This is a genomic window from Pseudomonas putida, from assembly GCF_025905425.1.
GTDB lineage: Bacteria > Pseudomonadota > Gammaproteobacteria > Pseudomonadales > Pseudomonadaceae > Aquipseudomonas > Aquipseudomonas putida_AF.
Genome location: NZ_CP109603.1, coordinates 872249 through 887503, shown reverse-complemented (window position 1 = coordinate 887503; position 15255 = coordinate 872249). Strand labels below are relative to the sequence as shown.

General features: G+C 62.3%; 13 protein-coding genes. 10 read left to right on the top strand and 3 right to left on the bottom strand.

The features are described 5' to 3' along the window. Window positions 1-150: 150 nt before the first annotated feature. Window positions 151-2094 (top strand): LTA synthase family protein, encoded by a 1944-nt coding sequence (locus OGV19_RS04050; protein WP_264312239.1) that lies wholly within the window; start codon window positions 151-153, stop codon window positions 2092-2094. Here the strand turns inward: OGV19_RS04050 and OGV19_RS04045 are convergent. Beyond that, on the bottom strand, window positions 2084-2992 hold the full coding sequence (locus tag OGV19_RS04045) for a DUF808 domain-containing protein (protein WP_264312238.1): 909 nt from the start codon (window positions 2990-2992) through the stop codon (window positions 2084-2086). The two genes, OGV19_RS04050 and OGV19_RS04045, sit on opposite strands and share 11 nt — an antisense overlap. Before the next feature lie 130 nt (window positions 2993-3122). Here OGV19_RS04045 and OGV19_RS04040 point away from each other — a divergent pair, with 130 nt between their 5' ends. Further along, a complete protein-coding gene (locus OGV19_RS04040; RefSeq protein WP_099428678.1) occupies window positions 3123-3734 on the top strand; it encodes a TetR/AcrR family transcriptional regulator in 612 nt (203 codons plus the stop codon). Between the two features lie 113 nt (window positions 3735-3847). Here OGV19_RS04040 and OGV19_RS04035 read toward each other — a convergent pair whose 3' ends face one another. Further along, window positions 3848-4288, bottom strand: coding sequence for a GlcG/HbpS family heme-binding protein (locus OGV19_RS04035; RefSeq protein WP_099454902.1), 441 nt, complete (start codon window positions 4286-4288; stop codon window positions 3848-3850). A gap of 257 nt (window positions 4289-4545) precedes the next feature. Between OGV19_RS04035 and gcl the strand changes: the two genes are divergently transcribed. From gcl to OGV19_RS03995, 8 genes are all read left to right on the top strand, one after another. Continuing rightward, window positions 4546-6321, top strand: coding sequence for a glyoxylate carboligase (gene gcl, locus OGV19_RS04030; RefSeq protein ID WP_264312237.1), 1776 nt, complete (start codon window positions 4546-4548; stop codon window positions 6319-6321). Window positions 6322-6387: 66 nt separating this feature from the next. Further along, complete coding sequence (gene hyi / locus OGV19_RS04025; protein WP_264312236.1) at window positions 6388-7212, top strand: hydroxypyruvate isomerase; 825 nt, start codon at window positions 6388-6390, stop codon at window positions 7210-7212. Window positions 7213-7300: 88 nt separating this feature from the next. Continuing rightward, on the top strand, window positions 7301-8194 hold the full coding sequence (locus tag OGV19_RS04020) for a 2-hydroxy-3-oxopropionate reductase (RefSeq protein ID WP_264312235.1): 894 nt from the start codon (window positions 7301-7303) through the stop codon (window positions 8192-8194). Between the two features lie 198 nt (window positions 8195-8392). Next, a complete protein-coding gene (locus OGV19_RS04015; RefSeq protein ID WP_264312234.1) occupies window positions 8393-9667 on the top strand; it encodes a glycerate kinase type-2 family protein in 1275 nt (424 codons plus the stop codon). Then, window positions 9664-11079: a pyruvate kinase gene (gene pyk, locus OGV19_RS04010; protein WP_264312233.1), complete on the top strand. Its 1416-nt coding sequence runs from the start codon at window positions 9664-9666 to the stop codon at window positions 11077-11079. The genes OGV19_RS04015 and pyk overlap by 4 nt, the downstream gene beginning before the upstream one ends. A gap of 196 nt (window positions 11080-11275) precedes the next feature. After that, window positions 11276-12151 carry an urea transporter gene (locus tag OGV19_RS04005; protein ID WP_264312232.1) on the top strand — a complete coding sequence of 292 codons (876 nt, stop codon included), beginning with the start codon at window positions 11276-11278 and terminating at the stop codon, window positions 12149-12151. Between the two features lie 56 nt (window positions 12152-12207). Further along, window positions 12208-13029 carry an ion transporter gene (locus tag OGV19_RS04000; protein ID WP_264312231.1) on the top strand — a complete coding sequence of 274 codons (822 nt, stop codon included), beginning with the start codon at window positions 12208-12210 and terminating at the stop codon, window positions 13027-13029. 216 nt (window positions 13030-13245) lie between these two features. Further along, window positions 13246-14244, top strand: coding sequence for a sulfate ABC transporter substrate-binding protein (locus OGV19_RS03995; RefSeq protein ID WP_264312230.1), 999 nt, complete (start codon window positions 13246-13248; stop codon window positions 14242-14244). A gap of 64 nt (window positions 14245-14308) precedes the next feature. Here the strand turns inward: OGV19_RS03995 and OGV19_RS03990 are convergent, their stop codons facing one another. Beyond that, a complete protein-coding gene (locus OGV19_RS03990) occupies window positions 14309-15235 on the bottom strand; it encodes a class I SAM-dependent methyltransferase (protein ID WP_264312229.1) in 927 nt (308 codons plus the stop codon). Window positions 15236-15255: the final 20 nt, after the last annotated feature.

Below are 15255 nucleotides of genomic sequence, written 5' to 3'. Positions count from 1 at the left end.
GCACACCTCCTCATCGAGTTTGTAAGCGACAAGGTCCGACTATAAATCCGGCTTTCAATGAACGCACCGCAAAATTTTGACATTTTTTTTGCAACCGCTGTTCTAGCCTGACTTTCTTCGCACAACTAAAAAAGAAAACAGGCCTGATTGATGCGCACTACCCTCGCCGCCCCTTGGCGCTACCTGGTACTACTTTGTTCACTCTGGTTCGGCATTTTCCTGCTGACGCGGTTTGTATTGCTGGTCACCCACCTGGACGAAGTCAGTGGCAATTACTTCTCATTATTCTTAGACGGCGCAATTTACGACCTGAGTTTCCTCGTCTACGCAGCCCTGCCACTGGGTCTGTACCTCGCGCTTTGCCCAACCTCCTTGTGGCGTACACGCGCCCACCGCGGGCTGCTGGCCGGGCTCTTGGTAGTCAGCTTGTTCGTGATGCTGTTCGTCGCAGTGTCGGAATGGCTGTTCTGGGACGAATTCGGCGTACGCTTCAACTTCATCGCCGTCGACTACCTGGTTTACTCCAAGGAAGTACTGGACAACATCCGCGAATCCTACCCATTGCCCACGCTGCTCAGCGCTATCGCGTTGTTTGCGGTGATACTCGCGGTGCTGCTGCGCAAACCGCTGGCCAAGGCCCTGTCAGGCCCCGGCGTAAACCTGCGTCAACGCCTGTTGGGTATTGCCTTGCTGGCGGCCCTGGGAGGCTTGAACGTGCTGGTGATCGACCAGCAGTTTCCGCGTGGCCAGGGCGGCAACGCCTACCAGCGCGAGCTGGCCAGCAATGGGCCGTACCAGTTCTTCGCGGCCTTCCGTAACAATGAACTGGACTACACGCAGTTCTATGCCAGCCTCGACGCCACTGACGTGGGCGCGCACATGCATCAGGAACTGGCCGAACCCAACGCCCGCTTCCAGGGCCAGGAGCCTCAGGACATTCGCCGCCACATCAGCGCCGATGGCCCGCAGCGCACCCCGAACATCATCCTGGTAACCATTGAAAGCTTCAGCGCGAAATACATGGGCAGCAACGGCGACGCGCGCAACCTCACGCCAAACCTCGACGCTTTGCGCCGTGAGAGCCTGTACTTCAACAATTTCTACGCCACCGGCACCCGCACCGACCGCGGCCTGGAAGCCATCACCCTGTCGATCCCGCCAACCCCAGGGCGCTCGATCGTCAAACGCATCGGCCGCGAAAGCGGCTATGCCAGCCTCGGCCAGCAGTTGACGGCCAGGGGTTACGACGCCGTGTTCGTCTACGGCGGGCGCGGCTACTTCGACAACATGAACGCGTTCTTCAGCGGTAATGGTTACCGCATCGTTGACCAAAGCAGCATCGATGAAAGCGAAATCAGCTTCAAGAACGCCTGGGGCATGGCCGATGAAGACCTGTATCGGCAAACCCTCAAGCTGGCCGATGCCGACCATGCCAAGCAACAGCCGTTCTTCCTGCAGCTGATGACCACGTCCAACCACCGCCCTTACACCTACCCGGAAGGCCGAATCGACATCCCCTCAGGTGAAGGCCGTGAAGGTGCGGTGAAATACACCGACCACGCCATCGCGCAATTTTTGCGCGAGGCAAAGGGCAAGCCGTGGTTCGACAACACCCTCTTCATCTTCGTCGCTGACCACACTGCTGGCAGCGCAGGTGTCGAAGACCTGCCGGTGAGCAACTACCAGATCCCGCTGTGGATCTACGCACCGAAGCTCATCGAACCCCGTGAGGACGCCAAGCTGGCCAGCCAGATCGACCTGGCGCCAACCCTGCTCGGCCTGCTCAACATCGACTACACCTCGACGTTCTTCGGCCGCGACCTGCTCAAGGACGATGCCCTGCCACCGCGTGTACTGATTGGCAACTACCAGCACCTGGGCCTGTTCGACGGCAACAACCTGGCTATCCTCAGCCCACGCGGTGGCATGCGCGTGCATGAAGATGCCCTGGGCAACAGTCGCGAAACCACGGTTGGCAACGACAACCTGCTAATACGTCGGGCCATTGCCTATTACCAGAGCGCCGCCTACGGCTTCAACCAGGGCCTGCTTGCCTGGAAACCAGAGGACAGCGGCGTGGCCGTCAGCCCCTGATCGCCCGCCACAACTTCGAAAAAGCGCTGACCACCGCCAGCACCACGGCCCCGGCCACTACACCGGCCAGGCCGTTGAGCAGGGCCACGGTCAGCCCACCACCGCGCCCCTCGCTGAAGGCCTCGATGGCATGATGCAGGGGCGCGATGCCATGCACCAGAATCCCGCCGCCGACCAAGAACATTGCTGCAGTGCCGATCACCGACAGGCTCTTCATCATGTAAGGCGCGGCGCGCAAAATGCCGTTACCCACCGCCTGAGACAGCTTCGATGCCTTCTGGGTCATCCACAGGCCCAGGTCATCGAGCTTAACGATGCCGCCCACCAGCCCATACACGCCAACCGTCATGACGATGGCGATGCCCGACAGCACGATGATCTGTTGGGGCAGAGGAGAATCCGCCACAATCCCCAGGGTGATGGCAATGATCTCGGCCGACAAGATGAAGTCGGTGCGCACCGCGCCCTTGATCTTGGCCTTCTCGAAGGCCACCAGGTCGACAGTGGCGTCAGCCACGGCTTCCTTGCGGGCCTGGTGTTGCGCGTCGTCCTCTTCCTTGCTGTGCAAAAACTTGTGCGCCAGCTTCTCGAAGCCTTCGAAGCACAGGTAGGCGCCACCGATCATCAGCAGGGGCGTAACCGCCCACGGAATGAACGCACTGATCAGCAGCGCCGCCGGCACCAGGATCGCCTTGTTGACGAACGAGCCCTTGGCCACCGCCCAAACCACCGGGATTTCACGCTCGGCGCGCACGCCGGTCACCTGCTGGGCGTTGAGCGCCAAGTCGTCACCCAGCACACCCGCAGTCTTCTTCGCCGCGACTTTGGTCATGAGCGAGACGTCGTCGAGCAGCGTGGCGATGTCGTCGATCAGTACCAGTAGACTGCTTCCTGCCATGTGCCTGTTTCCCGTGAAATGAATGTGCCGGAGTCTAGCCGAAAGTCGCTGCCTTGAGCGCCCGTCAGACGCGGTGCTAACATGCGCGATCCCTCTTAGAGGCGGCCAGACACGAGGAAGATCCCCGACAATGAGCACCATTCGCGAGCGCAACAAGGAACTGATCCTGCGCGCAGCCAGCGAGGAATTCGCCGACAAGGGCTTCGCCGCCACCAAGACCAGCGATATCGCGGCCAAGGCCGGCCTGCCCAAGCCAAACGTGTACTACTACTTCAAATCCAAGGACAACCTCTACCGCGAGGTCCTGGAGAGCATCATCGCGCCGATCATGCAGGCCTCGACGCCGTTCAATGCCGACGGTGACCCGAAGGAAGTGCTGAGTGCGTACATCCGCTCGAAAATTCGCATTTCCCGCGACCTGCCGCATGCCTCCAAGGTGTTCGCCAGCGAGATCATGCACGGCGCGCCGCATTTGTCGCCCAACCAGGTCGAGCAGCTCAACGAGCAGGCGCGGCACAACATCGAGTGCATCCAGGGCTGGATCGAGCGTGGGCAGATTGCCAATGTGGACGCGCATCACCTGATGTTCAGCATCTGGGCGGCGACCCAGACCTATGCCGATTTCGATTGGCAGATTTCAGCGGTGACGGGCAAGGCCAAGTTGGCCGAGAGTGATTATGATGCGGCGGCCGAGACCATCATTCGGCTGGTGCTCAAGGGTTGTGAGCCTGAGGCGGCCTGACAGGGCCCATTCGCGGGCAAGCCCGCTCCCACAGGTTCACCGCAGTTTCCAGCATTGCGGTGACCTGTGGGAGCGGGCTTGCCCGCGAATAGGCCAGTACAGCCAATAGAGGTTTAGGCAGCCACCCCTGCATCCGCCTTCAACCCCACCTCCTCGATCGCACTGATCGCACACTGCTCGTCGATATCCGACGTATCCCCGCTGATCCCCACCGCACCCAGCACCTTGCCGTCCTGATCACGAATCAGCACGCCCCCCGGCGCCGGCACCACCGGCCGCTCCCCCAGCCCATTCAACGCGGCAAAAAACGCCGGCCGCTGCTGCGCATCCAGCGCCAGCAGGCGCGAGCCCTTGCCCAGGGCAATCGCACCCCAGGCCTTACCCGTGGCCACTTCCGGGCGAATCAGGCTGGCGCCATCCTCGCGCTGCAGCGCCAGCACGTGCCCGCCAGCATCCAGCACCGCCACGGTCAAAGGCGCCGCATTGATCTTGCGGCCTGCGGCCAGCGCGGCATTGACCAGGCTTACCGCGACTTTCAGGTTCAGAACGTTCATGAAAAGGTCCTCTTCTTGTTGTGAGAAGCCCTAAGGGCAGTTGAAAACCGATAGCGCAAATAGAACACAACGAAGGATATTTTTGTATACAATATTTTAAATCGATCGTACTCGATCCGACGGAACGCGGTTTTCATGGGCTCTCCGACGAAAGCCATTCTCCCCGATGAAAATCCATTGACCTAAGCAGGCAGGCGTGAATACACTCTGCCGCACAGCAAGTTGTATACAATTACAAAATCGATGAGGCACAACCCATGAGCAAAATGAGAGCAATCGATGCAGCCGTTCTGGTCATGCGCCGTGAAGGTGTAGATACCGCGTTCGGCATCCCAGGGGCTGCCATCAACCCGCTGTACTCAGCCCTGAAGAAAGTCGGTGGCATCGATCACGTCCTCGCTCGTCACGTCGAAGGTGCCTCGCACATGGCCGAGGGCTACACCCGTGCCAACCCAGGCAATATCGGCGTGTGCATCGGCACTTCCGGCCCTGCCGGCACCGACATGGTCACTGGCCTGTACAGTGCGTCGGCCGACTCCATCCCTATTCTCTGCATCACCGGCCAAGCCCCGCGTGCACGCCTGCACAAGGAAGACTTCCAGGCCGTCGACATCACCAGCATCGTCAAGCCGGTGACCAAGTGGGCGACCACCGTGCTGGAGCCAGGCCAGGTGCCTTACGCGTTCCAGAAAGCCTTCTATGAAATGCGCACCGGCCGCCCAGGCCCTGTACTGATCGACCTGCCGTTCGACGTGCAGATGGCCGAGATCGAATTCGACATCGACGCCTACGAGCCGCTGGCCATCAACAAGCCATCCGCCACCCGCGTACAGGCCGAAAAAGCCCTGGCCCTGCTCAATGACGCCGAGCGCCCACTGCTGGTTGCCGGTGGCGGCATCATCAACGCCGATGCCAGCGACAAGCTGGTCGAATTCGCCGAACTGACCGGCGTACCGGTGATCCCGACCCTGATGGGCTGGGGCACCATCCCGGACGACCACGCACTGATGGTCGGCATGGTCGGCCTGCAGACGTCGCACCGCTACGGTAACGCCACCCTGCTCAAATCCGACCTGGTATTCGGTATCGGCAACCGCTGGGCCAACCGCCACACCGGCTCCGTCGACGTCTACACCGAAGGCCGCAAGTTCGTGCACGTGGACATCGAACCGACCCAGATCGGCCGCGTATTCACCCCGGACCTGGGCATCGTTTCGGACGCCGGCAAGGCGCTGGACGTGTTCCTCGAAGTAGCCCGCGAGTGGAAAGCCGCTGGCAAGCTCAAGGACCGCAGCGCCTGGCTGGAAGACTGCCAGCAGCGCAAAGCCAGCCTGCAGCGCAAGACCCACTTCGACAACGTGCCGGTCAAACCCCAGCGCGTGTACGAAGAGATGAACCAGGTGTTCGGCAAGGACACCACCTACGTCAGCACCATCGGCCTGTCGCAGATCGCCGGCGCGCAGTTCCTGCACGTGTACAAGCCACGCCACTGGATCAACTGCGGCCAGGCCGGCCCGCTGGGCTGGACCATCCCTGCCGCCCTGGGTGTGGTCAAGGCCGACCCATCGCGCAAGGTCGTCGCCCTGTCGGGTGACTACGACTTCCAGTTCATGATCGAAGAGCTGGCAGTCGGTGCGCAGTTCAACCTGCCGTATGTCCACGTGCTGGTGAACAACGCCTACCTCGGCCTGATCCGCCAGGCGCAGCGTGGCTTCGACATGGATTACTGTGTACAACTGGCATTCGAGAACATCAACTCGACCGACGCCGCCAGCTACGGTGTGGATCACGTCGCCGTGGTCGAAGGCCTGGGCTGCAAGGCTATCCGCGTATTCGAGCCAGGCGAGATCGCCCCTGCCCTGCTCAAGGCGCAGAAGATGGCCGAAGAGTTCCGCGTGCCGGTGGTGGTCGAGGTGATCCTCGAGCGCGTCACCAACATTTCCATGGGTACCGAGATCAACGCCGTCAACGAGTTCGAAGACCTGGCGCTGGTCGGCAACGACGCGCCAACCGCGATCTCGATGCTCGACTGATTGCCTGACGCCCCCGTGCACCGAGCCCAAGTGGCGCCGGGGGCTTTAATCTGCAAGGAGACAACCATGCCTCGCTTCGCTGCCAACCTGTCCATGCTGTTCACCGAACAGGACTTCCTGGCCCGCTTCAAGGCCGCCGCCGATGCTGGTTTCAGCGGTGTCGAATACCTCTTCCCGTACGATTTCAGCGCCGCCGAAATCAAGCAGCAGCTCGACGCTCACGGCCTGACCCAGGTGCTGTTCAACCTGCCGGCAGGCGATTGGGCGAAAGGCGAGCGTGGCATCACCTGCCACCCCGACCGCATTGAAGAGTTCCGCGCCGGTGTCGACAAGGCCATCGAATACGCCAAGGTTCTGGGCAACACCCAGGTCAACGCCCTGGCCGGCATTCGTCCACAAGGCCTGCAGTGCGCCGACGTACGCAAGACCTTCGTCGACAACCTGAAGTTTGCCGCCGAAAAATTGAAAGCCGCCGGGATCCGCCTGGTCATGGAAATGATCAACACCCGCGACATCCCAGGCTTCTACCTGAACACCACGCAACAAGCCCTGGAAATCCAGGCCGAAGTCGGCAGCGACAACCTGTTCCTGCAATACGACATCTACCACATGCAGATCATGGAAGGTGACCTGGCTCGCACGATGGAAGCCAACCTGAAGCTGATCAACCACATTCAACTGGCCGACAACCCAGGCCGCAACGAGCCAGGCACCGGCGAGATCAACTACCGCTTCCTGTTCGAGCACCTGGACCGCATCGGCTACCAGGGCTGGGTGGGCGCGGAGTACAAGCCACTGACCACGACCGAAGCCGGCCTGGGCTGGCTGAAGACCCATGTGGGAGCGGGCTTGCCCCGCGAAAGCGCCCGCAAGGACACCACCACGGCCTGATCAACCGCATTCGCGGGGCAAGCCCGCTCCCACGGGGTTCAGGGCTACCCCGAGAATCTGAATATACAAATACAAGAGGCACATTCTCATGGCTAAAATCGGCTTTATCGGCACCGGCATCATGGGCAAGCCCATGGCCCAGAACCTGCAAAAAGCAGGTCACAGCCTGTTCGTTTCCACCCACCACGACGCCGCCCCGGCCGACCTGATCGCCGCTGGCGCGGTGGCCCTGGCCAACCCGAAAGAAGTGGCCCAGGAAGCTGAATTCATCATCGTCATGGTCCCCGACACCCCGCAGGTAGAAGCTGTCCTGTTCGGTGAAAACGGCGTGGCCGAAGGCGTCGGCCCGAACAAGATCGTGATCGACATGAGCTCGATCTCGCCTACCGCCACCAAAGCCTTCGCCGAGAAAATCAAGGCCACCGGCGCCGCCTACCTGGACGCCCCGGTGTCCGGCGGTGAAGTCGGTGCCAAGGCCGCGACCCTGAGCATCATGATCGGCGGCTGCCCAAAAGCCTTCGAGCGCGCCCTGCCGCTGTTCGAAGCCATGGGCAAGAACATCACCCGCGTGGGTGGCAACGGCGACGGCCAGACCGCCAAAGTGGCCAACCAGATCATTGTCGCCCTGAACATCCAGGCCGTTGCCGAAGCGCTGCTGTTCGCCGCCAAGAACGGCGCCGATCCTGCCAAGGTGCGTGAAGCACTGATGGGCGGCTTCGCCTCGTCGAAAATCCTCGAAGTGCACGCCGAGCGCATGATCAAAGGCACCTTCGACCCAGGCTTCCGCATCAACCTGCACCAGAAGGACCTGAACCTGGCCCTGCAAGGCGCCAAGGAACTGGGCATCAACCTGCCCAACACCTCCAACGCCCAGCAAGTGTTCAACACCTGCCAGGCACTGGGCGGCGGCAACTGGGACCACTCGGCGCTGATCAAAGGCCTGGAGCACATGGCCAACTTCTCGATCCGCGACGACAAGTAAGCATCCATTGGCCCCTTCGCGGGCAAGCCCGCTCCCACAGGTTCTCTACAAGGCCTGAGGGCCATGACAACCCTGTGGGAGCGGGCTTGCCCGCGAAGAAGCCAACACCGAGCAACACCCGCCCCTGGTTCGGCCTGCACGGAGGCAGTTCCAGGGGCGTTTTCGATTTTGCAGAACAACAATAATTGGGAGCCTGCCATGTCGGTCGATCCGCAAAAAATTCTTCGCGAGCTGTTCGACACAGCCATCGCCGCCGCCCACCCGCGCCAAGTCCTCGAACCCTACCTGCCCGCCGACCGCAGCGGCCGGGTCATCGTCATCGGCGCCGGCAAGGCCGCAGCCGCCATGGCCGAAGTGGTCGAGAAAAGCTGGCAGGGCGAAGTCTCCGGCCTCGTCGTCACCCGCTATGGCCACGGCGCCAACTGCCAGAAGATCGAAGTGGTCGAAGCCGCCCACCCGGTCCCCGATGCCGCCGGCCTGGCCGTGGCCAAACGCGTGCTGGAGCTGGTCAGTAATCTGAACGAAGACGACCGCGTCATCTTCCTGCTGTCTGGCGGTGGTTCGGCCCTGCTGGCGCTGCCCGCCGAGGGCCTGACCCTGGCTGACAAGCAACACATCAACAAAGCACTGCTCAAGTCCGGCGCCACCATCGGCGAGATGAACTGCGTGCGCAAGCACCTCTCGGCGATCAAGGGCGGCCGCCTGGCCAAAGCCTGCTGGCCGGCCACGGTCTACACCTATGCGATTTCCGATGTACCCGGCGACCTGGCCACGGTCATCGCCTCCGGCCCTACCGTCGCCGACCCGAGCACCAGCGCCGACGCCCTGGCCATCCTCAAGCGCTACAACATCGAGGCACCCAAGGCGGTCATCGACTGGCTCAACAACCCAGCGTCAGAAACCGTCAAGGCCGATGACCCGGCCCTGGCCCGCAGCCATTTCCAACTGATCGCCAAGCCCCAGCAGTCGCTGGAAGCCGCTGCGGTCAAAGCCCGCCAGGCCGGTTTCAGCCCGCTGATTCTCGGCGACCTGGAAGGCGAGTCGCGCGAAGTGGCCAAGGTGCATGCTGGCATTGCCCGGCAGATCGTCCAGCACGGCCAACCGCTGAAGGCGCCCTGTGTGATCCTGTCCGGTGGCGAAACCACCGTCACCGTGCGCGGCAATGGCCGTGGCGGGCGCAACGCCGAGTTCCTCCTCAGCCTCACCGAAAACCTCAAAGGCCTGCCGGGCGTTTACGCGCTGGCCGGTGACACCGACGGCATCGATGGCTCGGAAGAAAACGCCGGCGCCTTCATGACCCCGAGCAGCTATGCCCGCGCCGAAGCCCTGGGCCTGTCGGCCAGCGATGAACTGGACAACAACAACGGCTACGGCTACTTCGCCGCGCTTGATGCGTTGATCGTCACCGAGCCGACACGTACCAACGTCAACGACTTCCGCGCCATTCTGATCCTCGAGACTCCGCAATCATGACGCCTGATAAAAAAGTCAAAATCCTCGCCACCCTCGGCCCTGCAACCAAGGGTATTGACGACATCCGCCAGCTGGTCGAAGCCGGGGTGAACATCTTCCGCCTCAACTTCAGCCACGGCGAGCACGCCGACCACGCCCTGCGCTACCAGTGGATCCGCGAAGTCGAGCAGCAGCTGAACTACCCGCTGGGCATCCTCATGGACCTGCAAGGGCCTAAGCTGCGCGTTGGCCGCCTGGCCGAAGGCAAGGTGCAACTGCAGCGCGGCCAGTCACTGCGCCTGGACCTGGACACGACGCCGGGCAACAGCGAGCGGGTCAACCTGCCCCACCCGGAAATCATCGCCGCGCTGGAACCGGGCATGGACCTGCTGGTGGACGACGGCCGCCTGCGCCTGCGGGTGACCGCCAAGCACGCCGACGCCATCGACACCACCGTGCTGAACGGCGGCGAATTGTCCGACCGCAAGGGGGTGAACGTGCCCCAAGCGGTGCTGGACCTCTCCCCGCTCACCGAGAAAGACCGCCGCGACCTGACTTTTGGCCTTGAGCTTGGTGTGGACTGGGTGGCCCTGTCGTTCGTCCAGCGCCCAGAAGACATTACCGAAGCACGCCAGTTGATCGGTGACCGCGCCTACCTGATGGCCAAGATCGAGAAGCCCTCCGCCGTCGAACAGCTGCAAGCGATCGCCGAGCTCTCCGATGCAATCATGGTGGCCCGTGGCGACCTGGGCGTGGAAGTGCCGGCCGAAAGCGTGCCGCAGATCCAGAAGCGCATCATTGGCACCTGCCGCCAGCTGGGCAAACCGGTGGTGGTGGCCACGCAGATGCTCGAATCGATGCGTTTCTCGCCCGCCCCGACCCGCGCCGAAGTCACCGACGTGGCCAACGCCGTGGCCGAAGGCGCCGATGCGGTGATGCTGTCGGCCGAGACCGCGTCGGGCGACTACCCGCTGGAAGCCGTGCAGATGATGAGCAAGATCATTCGCCAGGTGGAAAACGGCCCGGATTACCAAGCCCAGCTCGACGTGGGCCGGCCAAAAGCCGAAGCCACTGTGTCGGACGCCATCAGCTGCGCGATCCGCCGTATCAGCGGCATCCTGCCGGTGGCGGTGCTGGTCAACTATAGCGAGTCGGGCGCCTCGACCCTGCGCGCCGCCCGCGAGCGACCACGGGCGCCGATCCTCAACCTGACGCCAAACCTGAACACTGCGCGCCGCCTCAGCGTGGCCTGGGGTGTGCACTCGGTGGTCAACGACCGCCTGCGCCAGGTTGACGAAATTTGCTCGACTGCGCTGGAGATTGCCCAGGCACAAGGCATGGCCAGCCGCGGCGACACGCTGTTGATTACTGCCGGTGTGCCTTTCGGCAAGCCGGGTTCGACTAATACGCTGCGGATCGAGACCTTGGTCTAACGCCGGGGCCCTTTCGCGGGGCAAGCCCGCTCCCACAGGTGCATCTGGAAATTGAATGCCATGCAGTACCTGTGGGAGCGGGCTTGCCCCGCGAATGGAGGGCAACGCCCTCCCCGAAAACCGATACAACAACCCTGCGGAAAACCCGAGGCCCAAAGAGGCCCACCGCTCAACCCTCAACCTTACCGACTGCCCCATGTACACCAAAAATTTCGTCAACCCGTGCCCTGACTGGGCCACGGCGCTGCTCAACGGCTTCAGCCAGGTGCTGCTGCTGCGCAACCCCCTGTGCGGCCTGTGCTGCCTGCTGGCCATCCTGCTGACCGCCCCTACACTGGTCGGCGGCGCACTGCTCGGCGCCCTCGCCGGCCTGCTCACCGCGCAACGTCGCGGCTATGACCGCGCTGACCGCCAGGCTGGGCTGTACTGCTACAACGGTGTGCTGATCGGCATCCTGATCAGTGCGGTACTGCCTTGGTCGGCGATCATGCCGCCGCTGATCATCGCTGCGGGCGGGTTGTCGAGCATCATTACCCACCAATGGCGCAAGCGTGGCGGCAAGCTGCTGATCGCCTACACCGCGCCATTCGTACTGCTGGGCTGGGGCGCCCTGCTACTGGCCGAACCCTCGGCCGCACCTCATGTGGATGCCGACCCGCTGTATGCACTGCTGCGTGGCGTGGGCCAGATCTTCCTGCTCGACAAACCAATGGCTGGCCTGCTGATCGTAATCGGGATGTACCTTGCCAACCCCTACGCGGCAACCTGGGCGGTGATCGGTTCTACCATCGGCGGTGGTGTGGCCTTGCTGACCGATCAGGCACAGGCTGCCTGGATGGGTTTGTACGGTTTCAATGCTGCATTGGCGGCACTGGCGTTCAGCAGGCAGGGCGAACGCCCGTGGGTGACACTGCTGGCGATTGCACTGGCCCTGTTACTGCAAACCCTGTTCAAATTGCTGCCCGTTGCCGGGCTAACCGCCCCCTTTGTCACCGCTTGCTGGCTTATGCACCTGGGCAACTACCTGGCTGAGCTCAATCAACGGCGTAACACAACGCGCTTGCACGGCTGAAATGCAGCCCCTAGGCTCACCCCATCGCACTTTCTAGCGCCTTGTGGAACGAGCCAATGAATAACCCTGTGAGCCTGCGTGAGCGGCTCTACGTCATCGTCTTCCAGACCGACACCGTGGCCGGAAGACGCTTTGACAAGACCCTTCTACTGATTATCCTCGCCAGCTTGGTCACGGTGATCCTCGACAGCATCGATGAGGTCCACCAGGGCTACGCCGGCCTGCTGGCTGCCATCGAATGGGGTTTCACCGCAGTTTTCCTTGTCGAGTACCTGACCCGCCTGTATTGCTCGCCCAAACCCCTGCGCTATGCCTTCAGCTTCTACGGCCTGGTCGACCTGCTGGCGATCGTCCCCGGGGTCATCGCCATCTACTACAGCGACGCGCAATACCTGCTGATCATCCGGGTCATCCGCATGCTGCGGATCTTCCGCGTGCTCAAGCTTGGCCAATACCTCAAGCAGGCCAATTACCTGATGGCCGCGCTGCGCGGCAGCAAGCAGAAGATCATCGTGTTTCTGGTCACTGTGTCCACCCTGGTGACCGTGTTCGGCACCTTGATGTACGTGATCGAAGGGCCGGAGCACGGCTTTACCAGCATTCCCAAGGGCATTTACTGGGCGATTGTCACCCTGACGACCGTGGGGTTCGGCGACATCGTGCCGAAGACGCCGCTGGGGCAGGTGCTGTCATCGCTGGTGATGATCACCGGTTATTCGATCATTGCCGTGCCTACCGGCATCTTTACCGCCGAGCTGGCCAATGCCATGCGCGGGGAACAGTTGCAGCATGACTGCCCAACCTGCCGCAAGAGCAGCCACGAACATGATGCGTCATTCTGTTCGCGCTGCGGCAATGGGCTATTTCCCAAGCAGTAATGCTGCCTGTACCGGCCTCTTCGCGGGCAAGCCCGCTCCCACTTGGACGGCATGATGTTCAGGCCTGCGCTGATCTTGCGGGAGCGGGCTTGCCCGCGAAGAGGCCGGTACAGGCAGCGGCATAACCAAAGTGTTTTTTGTTCTTTAACCCCTGCAAAGCCACCCGCTATAGTCGCTGGCTATCTGCCCATAACTTCTCAAGAACAAGGAAGCAACGTGAAAAAACTCTTCACCGCCTCGCTGCTCGCCGCAGGCCTGGCCCTCGGTAACCTCGCCCAGGCCGCCCCGACCCTGCTCAACGTCTCCTACGACGTGATGCGCGACTTCTACAAGGACTACAACCCAGCCTTCCAGAAGCACTGGGAAGCCGAGCACAACGAGAAGGTCAATGTGCAGATGTCCTTCGGTGGTTCGAGCAAGCAAGCGCGCGCGGTGATTGATGGCCTGCCGGCCGATGTCATCACCATGAACATGGCCACCGACATCAACGCCCTGGTCGACCACGGCAAGCTGGTGCCGGACAACTGGGTCACGCGCCTGCCGAACAACAGCGCACCGTTCACTTCGGCCACCGTGTTCATCGTGCGCAAGGGCAACCCCAAGGCACTCAAAGACTGGCCTGACCTGCTCAAGGACGGCGTGCAAGTGATCGTACCCAACCCCAAGACCTCGGGTAACGGCCGCTACACCTACCTGTCGGCGTGGGGCTATGTGCTCAAACAAGGCGGTGACGAGAGCAAGGCCCGAGATTTCGTCGGCAAGCTGTTCAAGCAGGCGCCGGTGCTCGACACCGGTGGCCGCGCCGCCACCACTACCTTCATGACCAACCAGATCGGCGACGTGCTGGTGACCTTCGAAAACGAAGCCGAAATGATCGCCCGCGAGTTCGGCCGCGATCAGTTCGAAGTGGTCTACCCGAGTGTGTCCGCCGAAGCCGAGCCACCGGTGAGTGTGGTCGACAAGGTAGTCGCGAAAAAAGGTACCCAGGCCGCGGCCGAGGAATACTTGAAGTACCTGTGGTCGCCAGCGGCACAGGAAATCGCGGCGAACAACTACCTGCGCCCGCGTGATGCAGCGGTGTTGGCCAAGTACACCGACCGCTTCCCGAAAGTGGACTTCCTGTCGGTGGAAAAAACCTTTGGTGACTGGCGCACCGTGCAGAAAACCCACTTCAACGACGGTGGCGTGTTCGACCAGATCTACACCAACCAGTAATTGATGCAGGCAGTACCGGCCTCTTGAGCGGGCTTGCCCCGCGAAAGGGCCGGTACAGGCAGACTCAGGCCTGCCCGAACACCAAGGCCTTCAAGCCCCCAGCCGGGTCGGCATCAGGAAACTCCGGCGGGTTCTCCAACCGCTCGACAAAGGCCAACGCCGGCGCCTGCTCGGCCATGCCTTCGATCAGAAACTCCGGCCCGATCCCCGGGTCGTTGACACACGCCAACACCGTCCCGCCTTCGCTCAACAACTCAGGCAAACGCCGCAAAATCTTCGCGTAATCCTGAGTCAACACGAAGCTCCCCTTCTGGAAGGTCGGCGGGTCGATGATGATCAGGTCATAGGGCCCGTACTTGCGCACCTTGCCCCAGGACTTGAACAGCTCATGCCCCAGGTACGCCACCCGCGATGCATCGTGGCCATTGAGCCGGTGGTTGTCACGCCCACGGGACAACGCCGACTTGGCCATGTCCAGGTTCACCACCTGCTCGGCGCCACCCGCGATGGCCGCCACCGAAAAACCGCAGGTATAGGCAAACAGGTTGAGCACCCGCTTGCCCGCCGCCTGTTCACGAACCCAACGCCGGCCATAGCGCATGTCCAGGAACAGGCCGGTGTTTTGCCGCACGCCCAGGTCCAGCAAGTAGGTCAGGCCGTCCTCGATCACCTCTCGCTGCTGGCATGGCTCGCCCCATAGCCATTGGCCAGGGCTGTCCGGCAGGTAGCGGTGCTGAATGAGGATGGCCTGTCCGGTCCATTGCGGGCGCTGGGCGAGATTACCCAGCATGGCTTCCAGCTCGGCCAGTTGGCCTTCAGCGGGTTCGCGGAACAGCGCCACCGACAGCACGCCTTGCAGCCAGTCCACCGTCACCTGTTCCAGGCCCGGCCAGCAGCGGCCGCGGCCGTGGAACAGGCGGCGGGTTTCCTGGGGGGCGGGGTCGAGGGCAGTAAGCAGATGCTGTTCGAGGGTCTGGATCGGTGAAGTCATGGCGGGTCGCAAGCACGTAA

What these genes read in the sequence shown, in the direction of transcription:
- OGV19_RS04005 (WP_264312232.1), top strand. Translation starts at nt 11,276, where the DNA reads ATGTACACCAAAAATTTCGTCAACCCGTGCCCTGACTGGGCCACGGCG.
- OGV19_RS04040 (WP_099428678.1), top strand. Translation starts at nt 3,123, where the DNA reads ATGAGCACCATTCGCGAGCGCAACAAGGAACTGATCCTGCGCGCAGCC.
- OGV19_RS04045 (WP_264312238.1), bottom strand. Translation starts at nt 2,992, where the DNA reads ATGGCAGGAAGCAGTCTACTGGTACTGATCGACGACATCGCCACGCTG.
- hyi (WP_264312236.1), top strand. Translation starts at nt 6,388, where the DNA reads ATGCCTCGCTTCGCTGCCAACCTGTCCATGCTGTTCACCGAACAGGAC.
- OGV19_RS03990 (WP_264312229.1), bottom strand. Translation starts at nt 15,235, where the DNA reads ATGACTTCACCGATCCAGACCCTCGAACAGCATCTGCTTACTGCCCTC.
- OGV19_RS04050 (WP_264312239.1), top strand. Translation starts at nt 151, where the DNA reads ATGCGCACTACCCTCGCCGCCCCTTGGCGCTACCTGGTACTACTTTGT.
- OGV19_RS04015 (WP_264312234.1), top strand. Translation starts at nt 8,393, where the DNA reads ATGTCGGTCGATCCGCAAAAAATTCTTCGCGAGCTGTTCGACACAGCC.
- gcl (WP_264312237.1), top strand. Translation starts at nt 4,546, where the DNA reads ATGAGCAAAATGAGAGCAATCGATGCAGCCGTTCTGGTCATGCGCCGT.
- OGV19_RS04035 (WP_099454902.1), bottom strand. Translation starts at nt 4,288, where the DNA reads ATGAACGTTCTGAACCTGAAAGTCGCGGTAAGCCTGGTCAATGCCGCG.
- OGV19_RS04000 (WP_264312231.1), top strand. Translation starts at nt 12,208, where the DNA reads ATGAATAACCCTGTGAGCCTGCGTGAGCGGCTCTACGTCATCGTCTTC.
- OGV19_RS04020 (WP_264312235.1), top strand. Translation starts at nt 7,301, where the DNA reads ATGGCTAAAATCGGCTTTATCGGCACCGGCATCATGGGCAAGCCCATG.
- pyk (WP_264312233.1), top strand. Translation starts at nt 9,664, where the DNA reads ATGACGCCTGATAAAAAAGTCAAAATCCTCGCCACCCTCGGCCCTGCA.